The organism is Azonexus sp. (assembly GCF_047638095.1).
Classification (GTDB): Bacteria; Pseudomonadota; Gammaproteobacteria; order Burkholderiales; family Rhodocyclaceae; genus Azonexus.
Genome location: NZ_JBLJBW010000040.1, coordinates 1 through 21,863, shown reverse-complemented (window position 1 = coordinate 21,863; position 21,863 = coordinate 1). Strand labels below are relative to the sequence as shown.

Annotated in this window: 20 protein-coding genes, 1 tRNA gene and 2 pseudogenes; 18 read left to right on the top strand and 5 right to left on the bottom strand. The window is 58.1% G+C overall.

Annotation, left to right across the window (positions count from 1 at the left end; all coding sequences use genetic code 11):
* Positions 1 to 30 precede the first annotated feature (30 nt).
* The 13 genes and pseudogenes from rplT (at position 31) to ACM62Q_RS10375 (ending at position 9,884) form a co-directional block, all read left to right on the top strand.
* Positions 31 to 390, top strand: a complete 360-nt coding sequence (gene rplT / locus ACM62Q_RS10435; RefSeq protein WP_415036277.1) for a 50S ribosomal protein L20 — start codon at positions 31 to 33, stop codon at positions 388 to 390.
* 69 nt (positions 391 to 459) lie between these two features.
* Positions 460 to 1,506, top strand: a complete 1,047-nt coding sequence (gene pheS, locus ACM62Q_RS10430) for a phenylalanine--tRNA ligase subunit alpha (RefSeq protein WP_415036275.1) — start codon at positions 460 to 462, stop codon at positions 1,504 to 1,506.
* 37 nt (positions 1,507 to 1,543) lie between these two features.
* Positions 1,544 to 3,943, top strand: a complete 2,400-nt coding sequence (gene pheT, locus ACM62Q_RS10425) for a phenylalanine--tRNA ligase subunit beta (protein WP_415036273.1) — start codon at positions 1,544 to 1,546, stop codon at positions 3,941 to 3,943.
* A gap of 18 nt (positions 3,944 to 3,961) precedes the next feature.
* Complete coding sequence (locus ACM62Q_RS10420) at positions 3,962 to 4,264, top strand: integration host factor subunit alpha (RefSeq protein WP_415036271.1); 303 nt, start codon at positions 3,962 to 3,964, stop codon at positions 4,262 to 4,264.
* Positions 4,248 to 4,640, top strand: a complete 393-nt coding sequence (locus tag ACM62Q_RS10415) for a MerR family transcriptional regulator (protein ID WP_415036279.1) — start codon at positions 4,248 to 4,250, stop codon at positions 4,638 to 4,640. The genes ACM62Q_RS10420 and ACM62Q_RS10415 overlap by 17 nt, the downstream gene beginning before the upstream one ends.
* A 33-nt stretch (positions 4,641 to 4,673) precedes the next feature.
* Positions 4,674 to 4,750: transfer RNA gene (locus tag ACM62Q_RS10410), tRNA-Pro, on the top strand.
* Between the two features lie 223 nt (positions 4,751 to 4,973).
* Positions 4,974 to 6,521 carry a Fic family protein gene (locus ACM62Q_RS10405; RefSeq protein WP_415036269.1) on the top strand — a complete coding sequence of 516 codons (1,548 nt, stop codon included), beginning with the start codon at positions 4,974 to 4,976 and terminating at the stop codon, positions 6,519 to 6,521.
* A gap of 240 nt (positions 6,522 to 6,761) precedes the next feature.
* On the top strand, positions 6,762 to 7,568 hold the full coding sequence (locus tag ACM62Q_RS10400; RefSeq protein ID WP_415036267.1) for a hypothetical protein: 807 nt from the start codon (positions 6,762 to 6,764) through the stop codon (positions 7,566 to 7,568).
* Between the two features lie 21 nt (positions 7,569 to 7,589).
* On the top strand, positions 7,590 to 7,823 hold the full coding sequence (locus tag ACM62Q_RS10395; protein WP_415036265.1) for a hypothetical protein: 234 nt from the start codon (positions 7,590 to 7,592) through the stop codon (positions 7,821 to 7,823).
* Positions 7,824 to 8,020: 197 nt separating this feature from the next.
* Positions 8,021 to 8,317, top strand: a pseudogene (locus ACM62Q_RS10390) (transposase); the annotation flags it as partial.
* A gap of 195 nt (positions 8,318 to 8,512) precedes the next feature.
* Positions 8,513 to 9,094, top strand: a pseudogene (locus tag ACM62Q_RS10385) (transposase); the annotation flags it as partial.
* 176 nt (positions 9,095 to 9,270) lie between these two features.
* Complete coding sequence (locus ACM62Q_RS10380; RefSeq protein WP_415036263.1) at positions 9,271 to 9,552, top strand: type II toxin-antitoxin system ParD family antitoxin; 282 nt, start codon at positions 9,271 to 9,273, stop codon at positions 9,550 to 9,552.
* Positions 9,549 to 9,884, top strand: a complete 336-nt coding sequence (locus ACM62Q_RS10375) for a type II toxin-antitoxin system RelE/ParE family toxin (protein ID WP_415036261.1) — start codon at positions 9,549 to 9,551, stop codon at positions 9,882 to 9,884. Before ACM62Q_RS10380 ends, ACM62Q_RS10375 begins: the two co-directional genes overlap by 4 nt.
* Before the next feature lie 211 nt (positions 9,885 to 10,095).
* Here ACM62Q_RS10375 and fba read toward each other — a convergent pair whose 3' ends face one another.
* Genes fba through ACM62Q_RS10350 form a run of 5 tightly spaced genes read right to left on the bottom strand, consistent with a single transcriptional unit; the run spans position 10,096 to position 16,215 of the window.
* Entirely contained in the window at positions 10,096 to 11,133 is a 1,038-nt protein-coding gene (gene fba / locus ACM62Q_RS10370) for a class II fructose-bisphosphate aldolase (protein WP_415036259.1), read from the bottom strand.
* Positions 11,124 to 12,149: a type I glyceraldehyde-3-phosphate dehydrogenase gene (gene gap, locus ACM62Q_RS10365; RefSeq protein WP_415036257.1), complete on the bottom strand. Its 1,026-nt coding sequence runs from the start codon at positions 12,147 to 12,149 to the stop codon at positions 11,124 to 11,126. The genes fba and gap overlap by 10 nt, the downstream gene beginning before the upstream one ends.
* A gap of 37 nt (positions 12,150 to 12,186) precedes the next feature.
* Positions 12,187 to 14,232 carry a transketolase gene (tkt, locus tag ACM62Q_RS10360; RefSeq protein WP_415036255.1) on the bottom strand — a complete coding sequence of 682 codons (2,046 nt, stop codon included), beginning with the start codon at positions 14,230 to 14,232 and terminating at the stop codon, positions 12,187 to 12,189.
* Between the two features lie 15 nt (positions 14,233 to 14,247).
* Positions 14,248 to 15,120 (bottom strand): phosphoribulokinase, encoded by an 873-nt coding sequence (locus tag ACM62Q_RS10355; protein WP_415036253.1) that lies wholly within the window; start codon positions 15,118 to 15,120, stop codon positions 14,248 to 14,250.
* 33 nt (positions 15,121 to 15,153) lie between these two features.
* Positions 15,154 to 16,215, bottom strand: a complete 1,062-nt coding sequence (locus ACM62Q_RS10350; RefSeq protein ID WP_415036251.1) for a class 1 fructose-bisphosphatase — start codon at positions 16,213 to 16,215, stop codon at positions 15,154 to 15,156.
* A 369-nt stretch (positions 16,216 to 16,584) separates the two neighbouring features.
* Here ACM62Q_RS10350 and ACM62Q_RS10345 point away from each other — a divergent pair, with 369 nt between their 5' ends.
* The 5 genes from ACM62Q_RS10345 to ppc form a co-directional block, all read left to right on the top strand.
* Positions 16,585 to 17,316 (top strand): HAD-IA family hydrolase, encoded by a 732-nt coding sequence (locus ACM62Q_RS10345; RefSeq protein ID WP_415036249.1) that lies wholly within the window; start codon positions 16,585 to 16,587, stop codon positions 17,314 to 17,316.
* A 101-nt stretch (positions 17,317 to 17,417) separates the two neighbouring features.
* A complete protein-coding gene (locus ACM62Q_RS10340; RefSeq protein WP_415036247.1) occupies positions 17,418 to 18,800 on the top strand; it encodes a ribulose-bisphosphate carboxylase in 1,383 nt (460 codons plus the stop codon).
* 197 nt (positions 18,801 to 18,997) lie between these two features.
* The gene (locus tag ACM62Q_RS10335) at positions 18,998 to 19,192 is read left to right on the top strand and encodes a hypothetical protein (protein WP_415036245.1); all 195 of its coding nucleotides are present in this window, start codon (positions 18,998 to 19,000) and stop codon (positions 19,190 to 19,192) included.
* Positions 19,193 to 19,230: 38 nt separating this feature from the next.
* Positions 19,231 to 19,437, top strand: coding sequence for an addiction module protein (locus ACM62Q_RS10330; protein ID WP_415036243.1), 207 nt, complete (start codon positions 19,231 to 19,233; stop codon positions 19,435 to 19,437).
* Between the two features lie 123 nt (positions 19,438 to 19,560).
* Positions 19,561 to 21,863, top strand: a 2,303-nt coding sequence (ppc, locus tag ACM62Q_RS10325; protein WP_415036241.1) for a phosphoenolpyruvate carboxylase, incomplete at its 3' end; no start/stop codon positions are given.

The following is a 21,863-nucleotide window of genomic DNA, read 5'->3' as shown; positions in this document are numbered from 1 at the left end:
CATGTTGCCCTACGCTTAAGGAGATCACACATGTCCCGAGTTAAACGTGGTGTAACCGCTCGCGCCCGTCACAAGAAGGTTCTTGCCCAAGCCAAGGGTTACCGCGGCCGCCGCAAGAACGTCTATCGCGTCGCCAAACAGGCGGTGATGAAGGCCGGTCAGTACCAGTACCGCGACCGTCGTCAGCGCAAACGTCAGTTCCGTTCCCTGTGGATTGCCCGTATCAACGCCGCAGCGCGTGAATTGGGCATGAAGTACAGCACCTTCATGAACGGCCTGAAAAAAGCCAACATCGAAGTCGACCGCAAGGTTCTGGCCGATCTGGCCGTGTTTGACCAGCCGGCATTTGCTGCCCTGGCCGCACAAGCCAAGGCCAAACTTGGCGCCTAAGCACTGACGAAAGATGCAAAAGGAGGCGCAAGCCTCCTTTTTTGTTTAATTTCATTCCCGGAATTTCCCATGGACCACCTCGATCACATCGTCAATGAAGCCCAGACTGTATTTGCCGCCATTGCCGACCCCGATGCCCTGGAGCAGGCCAAAGCCCGTTTCCTCGGCAAAAACGGCCAGATCACCGAACTACTCAAAGGCCTGGGAAAGCTTCCACCCGAAGAAAAGAAAACGGCCGGCGCGGCCATCAATCTCGCCAAAACGGCGGTTGAAAACGCTTTGCACGCCCGCCGCGAAGCCATTCGCCAGGCTGCCCTGGCCGCACGTCTGGCTGAAGAGGCACTTGATGTAACGCTGCCCGGACGCAGCGAAGCGCGCGGCGGCCTGCATCCGGTGACGCGCACCCTGGAGCGCATCGAAGCGCTCTTTGCCTCGATCGGTTTTCACGTTGCCGACGGCCCAGAAATCGAAGAAGACCGCTTCAATTTCACCGCCCTGAACACCCCGGAAGACCACCCGGCGCGTTCCATGCACGACACCTTTTATCTCACCCACCCGGACGGTTCGCTCGCTGACAAGGTACTGCTGCGCACCCACACCAGCCCCATCCAGGCGCGTTACATGCAGGCCCACGTCGCCCGCTACAGCACACTCGACACCCTGCCCGAGATCCGCATCATCGCGCCGGGACGCGTCTATCGCGTCGATTCGGACGCCACCCACTCGCCGATGTTCCATCAGGTCGAAGGGCTGTGGGTCGGTGAAAACGTCTCTTTTGCCGACCTCAAAGGCGTCATTGCCGATTTTCTCAAAAGCTTTTTTGAAACGGACGAACTCACGGTGCGTTTTCGCCCCTCCTTCTTCCCCTTTACCGAACCCTCGGCGGAAATCGACGTCGCTTTCATGCACGGCGCGCTCAAAGGCCGCTGGCTGGAAATCGCCGGCTGCGGCATGGTGCATCCCAACGTCTTGCGTCACGCCGGCATCGACCCAGAAAAATACACCGGCTTTGCCTTTGGTTTCGGCCCCGACCGCCTGACCATGCTGCGCTACGGCGTCAATGATTTGCGTCTATTTTTTGAAGGCGACCTGCGCTTTTTGCGCCAATTTGCCTGATTTGCCTCAAGCCCACTGAATTCTTTGTGAGATTGCCATGAAATTCTCCGAATCCTGGTTGCGTAGTTTCGTCAATCCGGCGCTGACCAGCGCCGAACTCTCCCACTGCCTGACCATGGCCGGCCTCGAAGTCGAAGACATGCGCCCGGTCGCTCCCGCTTTTAGCGGCGTCATCGTGGCCCAGGTCCTCTCCGTCAACAAACACCCGGACGCTGACCGGCTCAATATCTGCCAAGTCGATATCGGGCCGATGAGTGAAACGGGCACGCCGCAGCAAATCGTCTGCGGCGCACCCAATGTCGCCGCCGGCATGAAAGTCCCCTGCGCCCTGCCCGGTGCCCAGCTGCCGGGGGATTTCAAAATCAAGCTCGCCAAGGTACGCGGCATCGAATCCTCCGGCATGCTCTGCTCTGCCAAAGAACTCGGCATTTCCGACGAAGCCTCCGGCCTCCTTGCGCTACCGGCAGATGCGCCGATTGGCCAAAACATCCGCGACTATCTCGCACTCGACGACACCGTATTCGAGATCAAGCTCACCCCCAACCGCGCCGATTGCCTTTCCTTAAAAGGCATCGCCCGCGAAGTCGGGGCGATTACCGGCACCCCCGTCAACATGCCGCAGATTTCCCCTGTCGCTCCCGCGACCGAGGCGTTTCGTCCAGTCACTTTGCACGCCGGCAACGCCTGCCCGCTTTATTGCGGGCGCATCATCAAAGACGTAAACGCCCGCGCCGCCACACCAGATTGGCTGCGCCGCCATTTGGAACGCAGCGGCCTGCGCTCGATTTCCGCCTTGGTCGACATCACCAACTACGTCATGCTCGAACTCGGCCAGCCGCTGCACGCTTTCGACAACGCCAAGCTCCGTGGCGCGATCGAGGTGCGCATGGCCCATGAAGCTGAGCAGCTCTTACTCTTGAACGAGCAGAAAATCACCCTCAGCCCTGACCTGCTGGTGATCGCCGACGAAAAAGAAGCGCTGGCGCTCGGCGGCATCATGGGCGGCAAGGAAAGTGGCATCACGCTCGACACCCAGGAGCTTTTTCTTGAAGCTGCATTTTTCGCCCCGAGCGCCATCGCCGGGCGCGCGCGCCGCTACAATTTCGCCTCGGACGCTTCGCACCGCTTCGAACGCGGCGTCGATTTTGGCGCAACCCAGGCCGCCCTGGAACGCGCGACACAACTCATTCTCACCATTTGCGGCGGGCAGGCCGGCCCGGTCAGCAGCGCGCAAAGCACGCTACCCGAGCGCCCCTCGGTGCATCTGCGCACGGCGCGTGCCGCCAAGGTGCTCGGCGTGCCGCTCGACAGCGCCCGGATTGCCACGCTATTGCAAGGCCTGGCCCTGCCTTTTACGCAAAGCGGCGACGAGTTTCTGGTCACGCCGCCTTCCTGGCGTTTCGACATGGAGATCGAAGAAGACCTGATCGAAGAAATTGCTCGCCTGATTGGCTACGACGCCATTCCCGCCAATCCGCCGCAAGCTGCGCTCCGCATGCTGCCCCAACCCGAAAACGAGCGTCCGGCAGCACGCATCCGCCAGTTTTTCGCGGATCGCGGCTATCAAGAAGTGATCAACTTCGCTTTCATCGACAGCACCTGGGAAGCCGATTTTTCTGGCAAAACCGAAGAAAGCCAACTGATCCGCCTGGCCAACCCGATTGCCAGCCACATGGCCGTAATGCGCTCCAGCCTGTTCGGCGGCCTGGTGGATAACCTCGCCACCAATCTCAAACGCCAGCAAAGCCGCGTGCGCCTGTTCGAACTGGGGCGCACTTTTGCCCGCAGCACACAGCCGCAAGACAGCGTCCAAGGCTACCGGCAAACCTGGCAACTGGCCGGGCTGGCCTACGGCCCTGCCTTGCCGGAAACCTGGACTGGCAACAAACGTCCAGTCGATTTCTACGACCTCAAAGGCGATCTGGAAGCCCTTTTCCCCGCCGCCGGCCTGCGCTTTGAACAAAGCGCCCACCCCGCCCTGCACCCCGGGCGCGCCGCACGCATCGTGCTGCAAGAGCGCACCATCGGTTACCTGGGCGAACTGCATCCACAATGGGTGCAAAAATACGAACTCAGCAACGCACCGGTATTGTTCGAAATCGATTTCTCCGCGCTGACCAGCCAAAACCTGCCTACTTTTAGCGAGTTTTCCCGCTTCCCAGCGATCACCCGCGATTTGGCTATCGTCGTTGATCAAGAGCTCCCCTGGCAAGCCATTCTGGACGCCTTGCACGATCGTCTTCCCGCCCAGGTCACCGGCATCCAGCTCTTCGATGTCTACACTGGCAAAGGTATCCCGGAAAACAAAAAAAGCCTTGCTTTACGGGTAGTTATGCAAGATACTCAACGCACTTTGCTAGATTCGGACGTTGATGCTGCGATGCAATATATCGCCACCGAACTGGAAAATAAATTTGCCGCTCAGCTGCGAGCCTAACGAAAGATTCAAGAAGAAATGACCTTGACCAAAGCCGAGCTTGCCGACCTTCTCTTCGAAAAAGTGGGCCTCAACAAGCGCGAAGCCAAAGATATGGTAGAAGCCTTTTTCGACGAAATCCGCGATGCCCTGGAAACCGGCGACAGCGTCAAACTGTCCGGTTTCGGCAATTTCCAACTGCGTGACAAACCGCAGCGCCCAGGGCGCAACCCGAAAACTGGCGAAGAAATTCCCATCACCGCCCGCCGGGTCGTCACCTTCCACCCCAGCCAAAAATTGAAGTCCGATGTCGAACTCTCTTTTGATGGACAACCTGCCTAAACCCGGGGGCAGCGAAGACCTGCCGCCGATTCCCGCCAAACGTTACTTCACCATCGGCGAAGTCAGCGAACTGTGCGGCGTCAAGCCGCATGTGTTGCGCTACTGGGAACAGGAATTCAACCAGCTCAAACCGGTCAAACGGCGCGGCAACCGGCGCTATTACCAGCACCACGAAGTGCTGCTCGTGCGCCGCATCCGCGAACTGCTCTACAGCGAAGGTTTCACCATCCACGGCGCGCGCAACCGTTTGGATGAACTCGGCCCACAAGCAAGCATCACCTTTACCCCGGAAGAAGATAAATCGCCTTCATCCACCACCCCCAAACCCAATCTGCGCCACGAATTACTCTCGATTATCCAGTTGCTCACTGTTTGATTTTCACAAACTGCGCTATAATTTCGCGCTTGTCGGGGCGTAGCGCAGCCTGGTAGCGCACTTGCATGGGGTGCAAGGGGTCGCGAGTTCGAATCCCGCCGCCCCGACCAATAGAAACAAGCACTTAGGCCACTCTTCGGAGTGGCCTTTTTGCATCAAAAAAAACTGCTCGCATGACACCCACCCGTTAGCAAACGAAAAACTGCGAAAAGCTCAAATTGCTCGTTTCATAGACTTTTTTGCAAACCATGTAGAAGGTTTCGCATTAGAATGTTTTGCATCCACCGCTGAATTTATAGAATATTCCATAACTCCAATAGAGCTTTCCACAAGATGACACCCCTAGGCTATCAAGCTTTGATTGAGCGCTACGCGCTCAAGGTGCCGCCCCTCGCTCAGACCTACGTACTGGCACCTCGTACCGGCGTGGTGAGGCACGTTGTCTCGGCTGATGGCACAGAGCGCATTGAAATCCCGCGTAATCGTTACGCTGGAAATCAGGGGCTCGTTGCTCAACTGACATTTGCCTTGAAGCGCGAAAACCTTAACCTAACGGTACTCGCTGCTCTCTTTGATGAGCCGGAGATTGCTCCTGTTCTTCAGAGTTGGCTCAACGACTCTCCCACTTCTTCATACGCCAGATTATCTGCCTATCTAGCCAAGTGGCTAACCGGCGCAACTTTTGAATTCACCTTGCCGGCAGGAGCGCCCAGAGTCCGTGTCCTGGATGCTGATAAGTATGTAACCGGGCCAACGACAACTGACTCTCAGTTCGGAGTCATAAACAACCTCTTGGGCACCCCAGCTTTCTGCCCGATGGTTAGATTGACCGATACGCTGAAGTCACTGCTGGCAAAAAATCTTCGCGTCCGGGTCTCCGAGGCGGTGGCTAACTTAGCCCCAGAGATGCTGGCGCGCGCCATCGACTACCTCTATCTCTCCGAGACGCGCTCGACATTTTCCATCGAAAAGGAAATACCCGATGCACACCGCGCCGAGAAATTCAGACGACTACTTGAGTTGGCCGGCGAACCCGGGCATTTGACAGAAGCGCAAGTCTGCAATTGGCAAAACAGCATCATCTCCGCATATTTTGCGGAAAGTTGTTACCGGACCAGACAGAACTGGCTGTCTCGAAGCGGCAGATTACGCAATATCGCAGACTATATTCCTCCCGCCCCCGCGCAGGTTGGACCAATGATGGACGGTGTCGCCAAGTTGGCACAGTTAGGGGCATCGAACCTGATAGATCCTGCGATTGCAGCAACGTGCGCTGCATTCGGACTGGTTTACGTCCACCCGTTTCTTGATGGAAACGGCCGACTACACCGTTTCTTACTGCACCACGTCTTGCGGCAAGCGGGTTACACCCCAACTGGAGTTGTGCTCCCCTTGTCAGCGCGGATGCTTCGCTCCCTAGAAATATATTCCCAGCTTCTCAAATCCTATTCCCAGCCGCGAACAGCTCTTCTCGACTATGTACTGGACGATGAGAGCCAGACAATTTTCATCAAGTCACCTCAAGCTTCTTGGCTCTATGCTTCATTCGATGCAACGGCCTTGTGTGAATTCATCCTGTCTTGTATCGAACAATGCGTGGAGGAAGACCTGGCTCATGAAATTCACTATCTGCAAGGCTACGACCAGGCAAAAGCCCGGCTAGAGGCTTGGCTGGATTTACCCCAGTCACGCCTCAATCTTCTCATCCAACTTGTCGTTCAAGGCCACGGAGAATTGTCCCTGCGAAAAAGGAAGCTTTTCCCTGAATTGTCTCCGGAGCTCATAAGTCGAGCAGAAGAAATCATTGAAGATGAGTTTGAAACCTACTTTTCCAGAGCGGTGGACGCAGGCAGCTCAAAAATTGCAGAAAACAGGTCGTAGGGCAGTTGCTTGATCGAAAATTCGCTCATGGAGCAGATCACCCGCAGGGTGATTCCTTTGGCGTCCGTAATTGTTTGATTTTAAAGGTTAACTATGGAAAAGTCAATGGTGGGCTCACGGAATCAGGGACGCTAAAAGCAATTTAATGTCTGCTCTGGGCATTGTTTGATCGCGCACAGCTAGTGTTTTTTTGGTATTCTTGAATAATTAAATTTAACTATATTTTTTTTGGAGTGCTCTATGTCATCATTTGGCTATCTTCACGGCGCTGGTGTCCAAGAAATGATTGATGCCGCCCGTTTCTCATCAGATATTGATCGAGTAAATGCGGCTTGGATGGAAACCGCAAGAGTATTGAAAGCAAGAATTGCGGAACGCGATGCCGCAATCAAAAAATTAAATTATGACCTTGATTATCAAAAGGTATATGTGGAATTCCAAAAAGAGCTGCTGCAGACGGCGCGGACAGATGAGCAAAAAGCTCGATCCGTACTCGCTCAGCGAGAAAAAGAATATAAAATCATGATAGATGAACTTTCGTTAAAAATGTCGAGTGAGGCACTGGATTTGCACGATGAGGTTATTGATTGGGTTTGCAAATATGGAGAAAACCAATCCCATGAATTTATTGAAGGACTAAGACACTTATTCAAAAGCAAAATGCCTATGTCACAAAGCGAATCTTTGCGCCAACAATTCATCGAGGAATTTGAGGCAAAGGCAAAAGCAATGGCTTGCGAAAATGAAAAGAATGGCAAAGGCTATTTTGTAGACGAGGAGGCATTGTTAAAAGCCTCCAACATTATTGCCAAAAAAATGGTAATCCAGGAGCACAATCGCATTAGAAATGCATTATCAAAAATCACAGGATCAAACCTTGATATTGGCGCAGGGCGATTTTCAGAAAAGCTTGGGCCAGAGGAAATTGCGCAGGCTGTTGGAGAGGGGAAATTTAAACTCCCAGAAGAACCAATGTGTTTAATTTATAAGATGCATTATCTTCCAAGCCACAAGGCATCCAAGCAAGCTTCATCGCAACAATCATAAAACACGCTTAAGGAATCAATCATGGAAAACCAGGAAAAAATAATTAGTTCATATTTATCAAAAATAGAAAGCTTGTATCAACAGATCAAAGCAATGACGCCTGCGGATGCACAGGTAGAAAATAATAAAAACAATTTCGTTTCGGCATTTGATGATGCGATCAAAATATACGATCAACAGGTTGGCCGTGATCCATTACTTGCGATCAATGCGCTTGCAATGTCATTTAAAAGTGGTGTAGAAAAATTTAACTAAAATAATAGGGGACAGACCACGGTTTTCTAATATTCTTTCGGTGGTCTGAATATTCAGGAGTTGCCATGCCTCGTCGGCCCCGTGTGGCCTTGCCCCGTATTCCGCTGCACCTGATTCAGCGTGGAAATAATCGACAAGCTTGCTTTGTGGCAGATGAGGGTTACCGGTTTTATCTGGATTGACTCAAGGAGTTTGCTGACAAGACAGGTTGCCGAGTTCATGCCTATGTGTTGATGACCAACCATGTGCATTTGCTGGTGAGCGCAGATGGTGGCGAGTCACCCGGCGCATTAATGAAGGCGCTCGGGCAGCGTTATGTGCAGTATTTCAACCGCACTTATCGGCGCAGCGGTACCTTGTGGGAGGGGCGCTATCGTTCCTGTCTGACCCAGGCAGAAGATTACTTGCTGGCCTGTCAGCGCTACATTGAACTGAATCCGGTGCGGGCCGGGATGGTGGAACATCCGGCGGATTATCGTTGGTCGAGTTATTAATAATAGGGGACAGACCACGGTTTTCTAATATTCTTTCGGTGGTCTGAATATTCAGGAGTTGCCATGCCTCGTCGGCCCCGTGTGGCCTTGCCCCGTATTCCGCTGCACCTGATTCAGCGTGGAAATAATCGACAAGCTTGCTTTGTGGCAGATGAGGGTTACCGGTTTTATCTCGATTGACTCAAGGAGTTTGCTGACAAGACAGGTTGCCGGGTTCATGCCTATGTGTTGATGACCAACCATGTGCATTTGCTGGTGAGCGCAGATGGTGGCGAGTCACCCGGCGCATTAATGAAGGCGCTCGGGCAGCGTTATGTGCAGTATTTCAACCGCACTTATCGGCGCAGCGGTACCTTGTGGGAGGGGCGCTATCGTTCTTGCCTGACCCAGGCGGAAGATTACTTGCTGGCCTGTCAGCGCTACATTGAACTGAATCCGGTGCGGGCCGGGATGGTGGCGCATCCGGCGGATTATCGTTGGTCGAGTTATCGCGCCAACGCCCAGGGGCAAGAGGGTGCCCTGATGACACCCCATGAGATTTACCTCGCGCAGGAGCGCACCGCAGAACTTCGGCAGGCAAACTATCGAGAACTCTTTCGATCAGAACTGGAACCGGGGCTGGTTGATCAGATTCGCCAGGCGAGCAATGGCAACTTTGCCTTGGGCAGCGCTCGCTTTGCCCAGGAGATTGCCGCAGTGCTGGGCCGACGGGTGACGCCGGGCAAGTCCGGCAGACCGCGAAAGCTGCCGGAACCCGAATCGGGCGATCTTTTTTGAGACAAGTATTCCGGCGCACCCCATTTGAAATTTAGTTCCGTAGCCAAGGTAAAGCCCCGACCAGCAGCAGGAACCAAACGAGCATGGGCAAAAAGGGACGGAGGATAAGCGTGGCGGGTTGCTTCACTCAAGAGATATTGGCATAATATGCCATAAGCTCAGATTTGGAGATTGCCATGCCCACTCGAAATGTTGTACTGACTGACAGCCAGGCCAAGTTTGTAGAGCAGATGGTAGCCAGCGGCCATTACCAGAACGCCAGTGAGGTGCTGCGCGAGGGGTTGCGCCTGGTTCAGGCACGAGAGGCGGAGCAAGCCGCCAAACTCGCTGCCTTGCGCGAGGCAGTGGCTGTCGGTATTGCCGATATCGAGTCGGGGCGTTATACCGAGTTTAACGATGCTGCGTCGCTGGACGCATACTTGGCCAATATCGCTGACCGAGCGATCAATGCTGTATGAAGCGGTCTTGGCGTGTGTGGCTGGCGCAAGGTGCCGAACGAGATTTCTTCAGTATTTTGCACTGGACAACCGAACAGTTTGGCGAACGCCAAGCGCGGGTTCATGAAACAACGCTGCGCAGCGCACTGAAGGAGTTGGCTAACGGACCCGAGGCGGTGAGTAGCCGAGCGCGGCCAGAGTTGGGGGTTGATGTCTTCAGCCTTCATGTGGCGCGTAACGGGCGAAAGGGAAAGCATCTCGTTGTTTTTAGAACCCACGAGGAAGCGAAATCGATCGAGGTGATTCGCATCCTGCACGACAGCATGGATTTGGTGCGACATCTGGATTCGTGATCGCTTGAAAAACCGAAGCATCCAAACTCGTCCGCTGAGCCAAGGAGAATCTGCCCGAGGCTTTGCTTTCTTGATGAAGTTCTCCAATAGCAAGCCGGTCAGGTGGCAGCGCTGGCCGGCCCAATGACAGCCTCCATCAAAAACGCAAAAAAAGACCCCGCGAGCGGGGCCAAAACAGCGCAAGGCTGCGCAGAGTTGCTCAGGGAAAACTTTAGCGATAGCGCTGGGCCATGGCTTCCAGCGGCAGGGGCTTGATGCGGCTGGCCTGGCCGGCGGCACCGAAGGCTTCGAAGCGGGACTGGCAGAGTGCGCGGGCGGCGCTGACGGCGGCTTTGAGGAAGGCGCGCGGATCGAATTCTTCCGGTTTTTCCGCCATGGCGCGGCGCATGGCACCAGTCATGGCGAGGCGGATGTCGGTGTCGATGTTGACCTTGCGCACGCCGTGGCGGATGCCTTCGACGATTTCTTCCACCGGCACGCCGTAGGTTTCCTTGATCGCGCCACCATGTTCGCGAATCACCTGCAGCCACTCCTGCGGCACGCTGGATGAGCCGTGCATCACCAGGTGGGTATTGGGAATGCGGGCGTGGATGGCCTTGATGCGATCGATCGCCAGAATGTCGCCGGTCGGCGGGCGGGTGAATTTGTAAGCGCCATGGCTGGTGCCGATGGCAATGGCGAGCGCATCGACGCCGGTTTTTGCTACGAAATCGGCGGCTTCGTCGGGGTCGGTCAGGAGTTGTCCGTGATCGAGTTTGCCGGCGGCACCGATGCCGTCTTCCTCGCCCGCCTCGCCAGTTTCCAGCGATCCCAGACAGCCCAGCTCGCCTTCCACCGAAACGCCCAGCGCATGCGCCATGTCCACCACTTTCCGGCTCACTTCGACGTTGTAAGCGTAGGTGGACGGTGTTTTGCCGTCCTCACCGAGCGAACCGTCCATCATCACGCTGGAAAACCCGCTTTTCATCGCTTGCAGGCACACCGCCGGCGAAGTGGCGTGATCCTGATGCATGCACACCGGAATATCGGGATATTGCTCGATGGCCGCTTCCACCAGCTTGCGCAAGAAGGGTTCGCCGGCGTATTTGCGCGCGCCGGCGGAGGCTTGCAGAATTACCGGCGCATCGCAGGCTGCCGCCGCCTGCAGGATGGCCTGGATTTGCTCCAGATTATTGACGTTGAAAGCGGGCAGGCCGTAGTGATGCTCGGCGGCGTGGTCGAGCAACTGGCGTAGCGAAATCAGGGCCATGTCTTTTCCTTTCCGTGCGTGATGTGGCGGGCCAGGCGCAACAGGTTGCAGGTGTAGCCGTATTCGTTGTCGTACCAGGCCACCACCTTGATAAACGTCGGATCGAGCGCGATGCCTGCCTGTGCATCGAACACCGAAGGCTGCGGGCAGCCGCGAAAATCGGTAGATACCGCCGCCTCATCGCAATAGGCCAGCACCCCCTTCAATTCCTTCTCTGCGGCGGCGCGCATCACGGCACAAATTTCGTCGTAACTGGCGCTTTGCTGCAGCTCCACCGTCAAATCCACCACCGAAACATCGGAAGTCGGCACGCGAAACGCCATGCCGGTAAGTTTTTTATCCAGCGCCGGAATCACCTTGCCGACGGCCTTGGCCGCCCCCGTGGCCGACGGGATGATGTTTTCCAGAATCCCGCGCCCGCCGCGCCAATCCTTGCCAGATGGGCCATCCACCGTTTTTTGCGTGGCCGTGGCGGCATGCACCGTGCTCATCAAACCGCGTTTGATACCGAAATGATCGTTCAGCACCTTGGCCACCGGTGCCAGACCATTGGTGGTGCAGGATGCGGCAGAAACAATCGCCTCCCCGGCGTAATCCGCGTGATTAACGCCATAAACGAACATCGGCGTGGCGTCTTTGGCGGGCGCAGATTGGATCACCTTGCGCGCCCCGGCATTCAGATGCGCCTGGCAGCTTTCTTCGGTGAGGAAAAAACCGGTCGCCTCAATCACCACATCGACTCCAGCCTCGCCCCAGGCCGCTTCACCCGGATCGCGCTCGGCACTCAAGCGTATGGCGCGGCCATTGACCCACAGCGTATTGCCCGCCACCTCCACCGTCCCGGGAAAACGCCCGTGCACCGAATCGTGCTGCAACAGGTACGCCAGGTAATCCGGGGCAAGCAGATCGTTGATTGCCACCACTTCCAGCCCGGAAAATTCGGCCTCCGCCGCAATGGCGCGAAACGCCATGCGCCCGATGCGGCCAAAACCATTGATTGCCACGCGTATGGCCATGGACTTGTCTCCTCGTTGATTTAAATTCTTTTTTGGCTCAAAAATCGCCATCGCTGCCGCCTTGGCGGACGATGGTGTCGAGTACGGCGCGCACCAGGTGCGCCACATCCAGGCCGAAGTGGGCGTACAAAGCGCCCGCCGGCGCGGAAGCACCGAAATCCTTGATGCCCAACACCGCACCCTCCAGGCCGACGTATTTACGCCAGGGATCGGGGTGCGCCGCCTCGATCGCCACCCGGGGCAAATCGTCCGGCAAGACCTGATGCTGCCATTCCAGCGTTTGCCGCTCGAAGCGCTCGCAGCACGGCATCGACACCACGCGCACGGCAATCCCCTGCTTGGCCAAAGCCTCTTGCGCTGCCAGCGCGATGCCGATTTCCGAACCGGTCGCCAGAATCGCCGCCTGATCCTCACCCACCGCCGGACTCAGCACATAGCCGCCGCGCGCGATGCGCGCCGCCCGCCCGGCATCGCCGCCGCACTGTGGCAAATTCTGGCGCGACAAAAACAAAGCGCTCGGGCCGTCGTGGCGTTCAATCGCTTCCGCCCAGGCCACCGCAGTTTCCAGTTCGTCACAGGGTCGCCAGGTATCCAGGCCGGGAATCAGGCGCAAACTCCCAAGATGCTCGATCGGCTGGTGCGTTGGCCCATCCTCGCCCAGGCCAATGGAATCGTGGGTTAACACATAGATCATCCGCTGGCGCATGAGGGCGCTCATGCGGATGGCGTTGCGGGCGTAATCGGAAAACACAGCAAAGGTGCCGCCGTAGGGAATCAGCCCACGATGCAGGGCAACACCGTTCAACACCGCCGCCATGCCGAATTCACGCACGCCGCAGGAAAGATAATTGGGGGCCTGCGCGCCGCCCGGGGGCGCTTCGTGCCAGGGCCGGCTGCCGCGCCCCGCCGTCAGATTGGAGCCGGTCAGGTCAGCCGAAGCGCCGAGCAGCTCCGGCAGCCGCTCGGTCAGAAAATCCAGGCAGTTCTGCGACGATTTACGGCTGGCGATGCCCTCCGTCCTGCTCGCCGCGCGCGCCTCCATTTCCGCACGCAAACCGCTCCAGTCGTCCGGCAGCATGCCGTGCGCGGTGCGCACGAATTCCGCCGCCAGTTCGGGATACGCCTGACCGTAAGCGGCAAAACTTTCCTGCCAGCGGTTTTCCGCAGCGCGGCCACTGGCCCGTGCATCCCACAGGGCGCGCAGATCGTCCGGCACCTGAAAGGGCGCATGCGGCCAGTCGAGCGCCGCCCGCATGGCGCTGATTTCAGCCTCGCCCAAAGGCGCGCCATGTACCTCATGGGTACCCACTTTGTTGGGCGCGCCCTGACCAATCTGCGTGCGGCAAATGATCAGTACCGGGCGCTCTTTTTCAGCCTGTGCCGTGCGTAAAGCGGCATCGATGGCCCGCGCATCATGCCCGTCGATCGGCCCGATGACCTGCCAGCCATAGGCGCGAAAACGTGCCGAAGTGTCATCACGAAACCAGCCGCTGACGTGGCCGTCGATGGAAATGCCGTTATCGTCGTAAATCGCCACCAGCTTGTGCAAACCCCAGACCCCGGCCAGCGAACAGGCTTCGTGGCTGATGCCTTCCATCAGGCAGCCGTCGCCCATGAATACCCAGGTGCGGTGATCGACGATTGCATGGCCGGGGCGGTTATAGCGCTGCGCCAGCAGCTTTTCCGCCAGCGCCATGCCGACTGCGTTGGCCAGCCCCTGCCCCAGCGGACCGGTGGTGGTTTCGACGCCGGGTGTGTGGCCCACCTCCGGGTGGCCGGCGGTGCGGCTGCCGAACTGGCGAAAATTCTGCAATTCACTGAGCGGCAGATCGTAGCCGGTGAGATGCAGCAGGGCGTAGAGCAGCATCGAACCGTGCCCGTTGGAGAGCACGAAACGATCGCGATCCGGCCAGGCCGGGTGATTCGGGTTGTGCTTGAGGTGCTTGCGCCAAAGGACTTCGGCGATGTCCGCCATGCCCAGCGGCGCGCCGGGGTGGCCGGATTTTGCCCGTTCCACCGCATCCACCGCGAGAAAACGCAGGGCGTTGGCGAGCGAGCTGTGCGGCGTTTGCATTTTTTCCATGACTATCGTCTCCGTTCAGGCGCGCCGCTTCAAATCCATCAGGCGCAACACCATGGGGGTAAAAATCATCTGCATCGCCAGCCCCATCTTGCCGCCCGGCACCACCAGGGTGTTCGGGCGGGTCAGCATGCTGTTGTGCAAAATATTCAGCAAATACTGAAAATCGATGCCCTTGGGATTGGCAAAACGGATCACCACCATGCTTTCATCGGCGCTGGGAATATCGCGGGCAATGAAGGGATTGGAGGTATCGACGATGGGCACCCGTTGAAAATTGACGTGCGTGCGCGAAAACTGCGGACACAGGTGCTTCACGTAATCTGGCATGCGCCGCAAAATCACATCGACCACCGCCTCTTGCGAATAACCGCGCAATTTCTGGTCGCGGTGCAGTTTTTGTATCCATTCGAGGTTGATGGTCGGCACCACGCCAACACACAGATCGACGTGCGCAGCAATGTCGATGCCCTCGCCCGCCCAGGCACCGTGCAGCCCTTCGTAAAACATCAAATCCGTGTCGCCGCCAATCTCCTGCCAGGGCGTGAACGTGCCCGGCTCTTGCTGCCAGGGCGCGGCTTCAGCAACATCGTGCAGATATTTGCGCACCTGGCCGCGCCCGCTGCGGCCATAATCGGCAAACAGTTGCTCCAGTTCGGCAAGCAAATTGGCCTCTGGCCCGAAATGGCTGAAATTCGGATTACCCGCCGCCTCCTGCGCCTGCATTTGCGCGCGCATGGCGGCGCGGTCGTAGCGGTGGAAAGAATCGCCTTCCACCACCTGGGCGTTGAGTTTTTCCCGGCGGAAAATATGCTGGAAACTTTGCATCACCGTGCTAGTACCGGCACCAGAGGAACCGGTGATGGCGATGATCGGGTGTTTGATGGACATCTTGCGGCTCCCGGAAAAGAAGAAATGAGCGCCTTACTCGCAAAACAAGGAACGTTCAGCGAATAAAGGAGAAGCAAAGGGGCGGTCGGTGCCGCTGTCGAATTCCTGGTGGTAACGCTCGATGCGCTCCACTTCGCTGCGCGAGCCGAGAATCACCGGCACCCGCTGGTGCAGGGTTTCGGGCGCAACATCCAGAATGCGCTGGCGTCCGGTGGACGCCGCCCCGCCCGCCTGCTCGATCAGCATCGCCATCGGGTTGGCCTCGTAGAGCAGGCGCAGGCGGCCGGGTTTACCCGGGTCTTTGTGATCTTTCGGATACATGAACACGCCGCCGCGCATCAGGATGCGGTGCACTTCCGCCACCATCGAAGCAATCCAGCGCATGTTGAAATCGATGCCGCGAATCCCGGTTTTTCCCGCCTTGCATTCGGCCACGTAACGCTGCACCGGCGCTTCCCAAAAACGCTCGTTCGAGGTGTTGATGGCAAATTCACGGGTCTCAGGCGGCACACGGATATCCGGGTGGGTGAGGATGAAATTGCCGCTTTCCCGATCCAGGGTGAAGGCGTGCGTGCCGTCGCCCACCGTCAGCACCAGCATGGTCGCCGGGCCGTAAATGGCGTAACCGGCGGCAATTTGTTCACAACCCGGGCGCAAAAAATCGGTTTCCACCGCATCGCCCACCTCAGCGCGTTGCAGGATAGAAAAAATCGTCCCCACCGAAACATTGACATCGCTGTTCGATGAACCATCCAGCGGGTCGAACACCAGCAGGTAGCGCCCGCGCGGATATTCTTCAGGAATGCGATACGGCGCGGCGAGCTCCTCGGACGCCATGCCGGCCAGTTGGCCGCTCCATTCGCAGTGGCGCAGCATGGCCTCGTTGGCGAGCACGTCGATTTTCTTTTGTTCCTCGCCCTGCACATTGGTGTCGCCCGCCGTGCCGGAAACGCCCGACAAAGCCCCCTTGCTCACCAGCGCCGAGATGCTTTTCACCGCTGCGGCCACATCGATCAACAAAGCCCCCAATTCGCTGCGCCCATTGCGCGTGTGCTGGATGACGAATTTCGACAAGGTGGTGCGTCCGAATAACATGGGCTTCTCCAGTCAATTTTGGCTTACTGCATGGCTAGGCAAGATAAGGAAAGCTTCATGAATCACCTAGTCAGTATTTTTTAACCGCTTCATAATGAATTACTGATTAAACAAAACTGATGCCTGCCGTCAGCATTTCTGACTAGCCCTTACTCCGCTTTCTGCCTAGCGTGAAGCGTTTCAATCCTGGCAGCCTGTCGGACTTGATAGGTCGCAGCGAAAAATGTGGGAGACGAGGACAGTTTTTCACGGGTTTCAAGCGAATAGTTGTTTTATTCGCGCAGAAACACGGGGAAAAATGAACCGTCTTCCCACTTTTTGCAGCCGACTCGGTCAAGTCCGACCGGCTGCCAACACCGGAGTCGCACCATGGCCCACGCACACCGCCCTTTACAGGCACTCATCTTTGATGTCGACGGCACCCTCGCAGAAACCGAAAAAGACGGACACCGCCCCGCCTTCAACGCGGCTTTTGCTGAACAGGGTTTGGACTGGTACTGGGACGAGCAGCACTACGGCGATTTGCTCGCCGTGGCCGGAGGCAAAGAGCGTATCCGCCATTTCGTCGCCCAAACGCACAGTGAACTGCTCGCCGGCGAACATTTCGATGCCCTCATCCACCGCCTGCACCGGCAGAAAACGGCACACTATCTTGCCCGTGTCGCCGCCGGCTCTTTGCCCTTACGCCCCGGCGTGGCAGAGACCTTGCGCGCGGCGCGCAGTTTGGGCATCCGCCTGGCCATTGCCAGCACCACCACACTCGACAATGTGCACGCCCTCCTCAACGCCACGCTCGGCCCCAGCGCCAGCAGCTGGTTTGACGTGATTGGCGCAGGCGATGTCGTCGCGGCCAAAAAACCGGACCCCGCCATTTATCACTGGGTGCTGCAAAAACTCGATGCCCCCAAGAGCGCCTGCCTGGCCATTGAAGACTCCCGAATTGGCCTCCTTGCCGCCCGCGCCGCCGGCCTCGCCTGCCTGGTCACCCCCAGCGCCTACAGCGCCGGACAGGATTTTTCCGACGCCGCCGGGGTGATCGAGGATTTGAGTGTACTCAGCAAAACACTGCCTCGGCGGCAGAAACAAGTAAGCCAAAACTGAACTCCACAATAAAAACACATGACTTTTATTTATCAATCAAGCTTTCTAGGATGCCGCCATGCCGATGCAGATCGCAGACGCTCAATCCCACGGAGACACTCATGGATCAGTCCAAACGCTACGCCGATTTAAGCCTCAAGGAAGCTGAACTCATGGCCAGTGGCCAGCATATTTTGTGCGCCTACCGCATGAAACCGAAAAGTGGCCACAGCTATCTTGCCGCCGCCGCCCACTTCGCCGCCGAATCCTCGACCGGCACCAACGTCGAAGTCAGCACCACCGACGATTTCACGCGCGGTGTCGATGCGCTGGTCTATCACATCGACGAAGCCACCGAGGACATGCGCATCGCCTACCCGCTCGACCTGTTCGACCGCAACCTGATCGACGGCCGCATGATGCTGGTTTCCTTCCTGACGCTGACCATCGGCAACAATCAGGGCATGGGCGACATCGAATACGCCAAGATGGTCGATTTTTACCTGCCGCGCCGCGCCATTGAACTCTTCGACGGCCCCAGCCGGGGCATTGCCGACCTCTGGCGCACGCTGGGCCGCCCGGTGGTCGATGGCGGCTACATTTCCGGCACGATCATCAAGCCCAAACTGGGGCTACGCCCCGAACCCTTTGCCCGCGCTGCCTACGAATTCTGGCTGGGCGGCGATTTCATCAAGAACGACGAGCCGCAAGGCAACCAGGTTTTCGCGCCGATGAAGCAGACCATTCCGCTCGTCTATGACGCCATGAAGCGGGCGATGGACGAAACCGGCGAAGCCAAGCTCTTTTCCGCCAACATCACCGCCGACGACCACTACGAAATGCTCGCGCGCGGCGAATACATCCTCGAAAGCTTCGGCCCGGATGCCGACAAGGTGGCCTTTCTGGTCGATGGCTACGTCGGCGGCCCGGGCATGATCACCACCGCCCGCCGCCATTTTGCCAACCAGTTTCTGCACTACCACCGCGCTGGTCACGGCGCCGTGACCAGCCCGCAAAGCAAGCGCGGCTACAGCGCCTATGTGCTCTCCAAAATGAGCCGCATCCAGGGCGCTTCCGGCATCCACGTCGGCACCATGGGCTACGGCAAGATGGAAGGCGACAAGGACGACCGCGCCTGCGCCTACATCATCGAGCGCGACCGCTACCAGGGGCCGATTTATGCGCAAGAATGGTACGGCATGAAACCAACCGTACCCATCATCTCCGGCGGCATGAACGCCCTGCGTCTGCCCGGTTTCTTCGCCAATCTCGGCCACGGCAACGTCATCAACACCGCCGGCGGCGGCGCTTACGGCCACCTCGACAGCCCGGCCGCCGGTGCCCGTTCCCTGCGCCAGGCTTACGACTGCTGGAAAGCCGGGGCCGACCCCTTGCAGTGGGCCAAAGAACACCGCGAATTCGCCCGCGCCTTCGCCTCCTTCCCGCAAGACGCCGACCAGATTTACCCCGGCTGGCGAGCCATTTTAGGCAGCGCAATCACCTAAATCCCTTGCCTTACCCCTTGCCTTGCCCACGCGCCCGGCGCTTCTCACAAGCTTTGGAGAAACGCCGGGCGCGCAATTTTGCATTTCAGCGATACAACGCAAAACGCCATTCCCCTTACCAAAACGCAGCGCGCCACAAATTCCACTCGCCCAGCCCACTATAATCACCAACCTCCCTTATGACAGAGGTGGCTGCGATGCGGGTTCCGTCCCGGTTTTCAAATACATTGAACCCGGTCGGCGGCGGCAATGTGCTCACCGGTCCGGTGTTCGAGGTGCTGCCCAAGTTCGCCGGCCCAAAAATCATCTACGCCGCCGCCAACCGCCTGGGCAGCCGCACCGCACGCGAAGGCATCACCTTCAAACAAACACCTTACGCACTGGAACTGTAGCCTTTTGCTATCGTTCACATACCCGCTAGGAGAACATCATGAGCACCGCTGAAGTCATGGAAATAGCCTTGCGCCTGAAGGCGTCGGAGCGCTACGAGCTGCTGGAAATGCTGCAAAAAAGCCTGGATAAACCAGACACGGAAGTAGACCACGTCTGGATCGAGGAGGCCGAGCGCCGCTTGCAGGCATATCGCGAAGGCAAGCTGGAAGTGATTTCAATGGAAGAAGTATTCAGGGATTTGTGATGCGGCTTTACTTCTCCAAAATTGCCCGGGATGAACTGCGAGAGGCCAAAGCCTATTTCAAGGCCTGCCACGAGCTGCCCTCGCCCTCGATTACCTTCACCCCCACCTCACCGGAGCCTCGCCATGCCCCCCAGCACCGACCACTTACATGACGATATCCGCCTACTCGGGCGTGTTTTGGGCGATACCCTGCGCGAGCAAGAGGGGGAAGATGTGTTCGCCTGGGTCGAAAACATCCGCCAGACCGCCGTGCGTTTTGCGCGCGGCGCAGATGCGGCGGAAGGCCAGGCGCTGGCGGCGCTGCTCACGGCCCTGCCGCGTGCCAGCACGCAAGCCGTGGTGCGTGCCTTCAGCTATTTTCTGCAGCTGGCCAACATCGCCGAGGATGTCCACCACAGCCGACGCCGCCGCGCCCACGATCTAGCGGGTTCGCCGCCGCGCACGGGCAGCCTGATCTATGCACTGGAGCGCCTGGATGACGCCGGCTGCTCCGCAAATGTTCTGGCTGATTTTTTTGCCCACGCACTGGTCGCCCCGGTACTCACCGCGCACCCGACCGAAGTGCAACGGCAAAGCCTGCTGCGCAATCATCAAAGCATCGCCGCCCTGCTCGAAGCCCGCGAGCGGCGCACGCCCACCCCTGAAGAGCTCGCCGATAACGCAGAACAGCTGGCCAACGCCGTGCTCACGCTCTGGCAATCGCGCATGTTGCGCCCGGTGCGTTTGCAGGTGATCGACGAAGTCAAAAACGGCATCCGCTATTTTCAGGAAACTTTTTTCCACGAACTGCCGCGCCTGTATATCGACACCGCCCACCATCTGGAAAACCGCCACCCTGAGCGCCGCTGGGCTTTGCCACCTTTTTTTCGCATCGGCTCCTGGATCGGCGGCGACCGCGACGGCAATCCTTTCGTCACCGCCGATATTTTGCGCCAAGCCTTGCGCCTGCAATCGGTGGCGGCGCTGCAGCATTATCAGGAAGAAGTGCACGCCCTGGGCGCGGAGCTGCCGCTATCCGCCTTGCTCGTGCGCGTCAGCCCGGCCCTCGAGGCCCTTGCTGCGGCCTCGCCCGACCAATCGCCGCAGCGCAGCGACGAGCCTTACCGGCGCGCCCTGTCGGGAATTTACGCCCGCCTGGCCGCAACGGCGCGCGCACTCGACAACAGCGAGCCACTGCGCCCGGAAATCGCCCCCGCAGCCCCCTATGACACGGCGCAGGAATTGCGCAACGAACTAAAAATACTGGCCACCTCGCTCAAGGAAAACGGCAGCGCCCGTTTGGCGGGCGGACGCTTGCGCCGCCTTTTGCGCGCCGTGCAGGTATTTGGTTTTCACCTGGCCCCTATCGATTTACGCCAGAATTCCGATGTTCATGAACGCAGCGTAAGCGCCCTACTCGCTGCCGCACAAGCGTGCCCAAACTACCTCACGCTCGATGAAACGGCACGCCTGAAACTGCTTTCAGAAGAACTCGCCACGCCGCGCCCGCTCCATTCCCCCTGGCTCAGTTACGATGAGGAAACCCGTGGCGAGCTGGCCATTTTCTTCGCCGCGCGTGAATTACGCGAAAAATACGGTGAAGCGGCGCTCCCCAACTGCATCATCTCGAAAACCGACAGCGCTTCGGACTTGCTCGAACTCGCCCTGCTGCTCAAGGAGGCCGGCTTGTTGCGCGCTCCCCAAAACGACGGGGCAAGCCCGCAACTTTTGGTCAACATCATCCCGCTCTTTGAAACCATCGAAGATTTGCAAAAGAGCGCCAGCATCATGGAAACGCTGTTTCAGCACCCGATTTACCGCGCCTTGGTGGCAAGCCGGGGCGACGAGCAGGAAATCATGCTGGGCTATTCCGATAGCAACAAAGATGGCGGTTTCCTCACTTCCGGCTGGGAGCTCTACAAAGCAGAAATCGCGCTGGCCGAGGTATTTCGCCGCCACAAGGTGCGCCTGCGCCTCTTTCACGGGCGCGGCGGCTCGGTCGGGCGCGGCGGCGGGCCGTCCTACCACGCCATTCTGGCGCAACCGGCGGGCGCTGTTTCCGGCCAGATCCGCCTCACCGAACAAGGCGAAGTCATCGCCAGCAAATACGGCAACCCGGACAACGGCCGGCGCAATCTCGAAGTGCTGCTCGCCGCCACCCTGGAAGCCAGTTTGAGCAATCCGGAAAACCAGCTGGCCAACGCCCCGCATTTTCATGCCGTCATGGACAGCCTGTCCGCATACGCCTTTCACGCCTACCGCGAACTGGTCTATGCCGACCCGGGGTTCACCACATATTTTCGTCAATCGACAGTCGTTTCCGAAATTGCGGCGCTGAACATCGGCAGCCGCCCGGCCTCACGCAAACCGTCCGAGCGCATCGAAGACCTGCGCGCCATTCCCTGGGTTTTTTCCTGGGCGCAATGCCGCCTCATGCTGCCCGGCTG

Bases quoted from the DNA above. Each gene is read 5' to 3' on its own strand.
- rplT (WP_415036277.1), top strand. From the start codon at position 31: ATGTCCCGAGTTAAACGTGGTGTAACCGCTCGCGCCCGTCACAAGAAG.
- pheS (WP_415036275.1), top strand. From the start codon at position 460: ATGGACCACCTCGATCACATCGTCAATGAAGCCCAGACTGTATTTGCC.
- pheT (WP_415036273.1), top strand. From the start codon at position 1,544: ATGAAATTCTCCGAATCCTGGTTGCGTAGTTTCGTCAATCCGGCGCTG.
- ACM62Q_RS10420 (WP_415036271.1), top strand. From the start codon at position 3,962: ATGACCTTGACCAAAGCCGAGCTTGCCGACCTTCTCTTCGAAAAAGTG.
- ACM62Q_RS10415 (WP_415036279.1), top strand. From the start codon at position 4,248: ATGGACAACCTGCCTAAACCCGGGGGCAGCGAAGACCTGCCGCCGATT.
- ACM62Q_RS10405 (WP_415036269.1), top strand. From the start codon at position 4,974: ATGACACCCCTAGGCTATCAAGCTTTGATTGAGCGCTACGCGCTCAAG.
- ACM62Q_RS10400 (WP_415036267.1), top strand. From the start codon at position 6,762: ATGTCATCATTTGGCTATCTTCACGGCGCTGGTGTCCAAGAAATGATT.
- ACM62Q_RS10395 (WP_415036265.1), top strand. From the start codon at position 7,590: ATGGAAAACCAGGAAAAAATAATTAGTTCATATTTATCAAAAATAGAA.
- ACM62Q_RS10380 (WP_415036263.1), top strand. From the start codon at position 9,271: ATGCCCACTCGAAATGTTGTACTGACTGACAGCCAGGCCAAGTTTGTA.
- ACM62Q_RS10375 (WP_415036261.1), top strand. From the start codon at position 9,549: ATGAAGCGGTCTTGGCGTGTGTGGCTGGCGCAAGGTGCCGAACGAGAT.
- fba (WP_415036259.1), bottom strand. From the start codon at position 11,133: ATGGCCCTGATTTCGCTACGCCAGTTGCTCGACCACGCCGCCGAGCAT.
- gap (WP_415036257.1), bottom strand. From the start codon at position 12,149: ATGGCCATACGCGTGGCAATCAATGGTTTTGGCCGCATCGGGCGCATG.
- tkt (WP_415036255.1), bottom strand. From the start codon at position 14,232: ATGGAAAAAATGCAAACGCCGCACAGCTCGCTCGCCAACGCCCTGCGT.
- ACM62Q_RS10355 (WP_415036253.1), bottom strand. From the start codon at position 15,120: ATGTCCATCAAACACCCGATCATCGCCATCACCGGTTCCTCTGGTGCC.
- ACM62Q_RS10350 (WP_415036251.1), bottom strand. From the start codon at position 16,215: ATGTTATTCGGACGCACCACCTTGTCGAAATTCGTCATCCAGCACACG.
- ACM62Q_RS10345 (WP_415036249.1), top strand. From the start codon at position 16,585: ATGGCCCACGCACACCGCCCTTTACAGGCACTCATCTTTGATGTCGAC.
- ACM62Q_RS10340 (WP_415036247.1), top strand. From the start codon at position 17,418: ATGGATCAGTCCAAACGCTACGCCGATTTAAGCCTCAAGGAAGCTGAA.
- ACM62Q_RS10335 (WP_415036245.1), top strand. From the start codon at position 18,998: ATGCGGGTTCCGTCCCGGTTTTCAAATACATTGAACCCGGTCGGCGGC.
- ACM62Q_RS10330 (WP_415036243.1), top strand. From the start codon at position 19,231: ATGAGCACCGCTGAAGTCATGGAAATAGCCTTGCGCCTGAAGGCGTCG.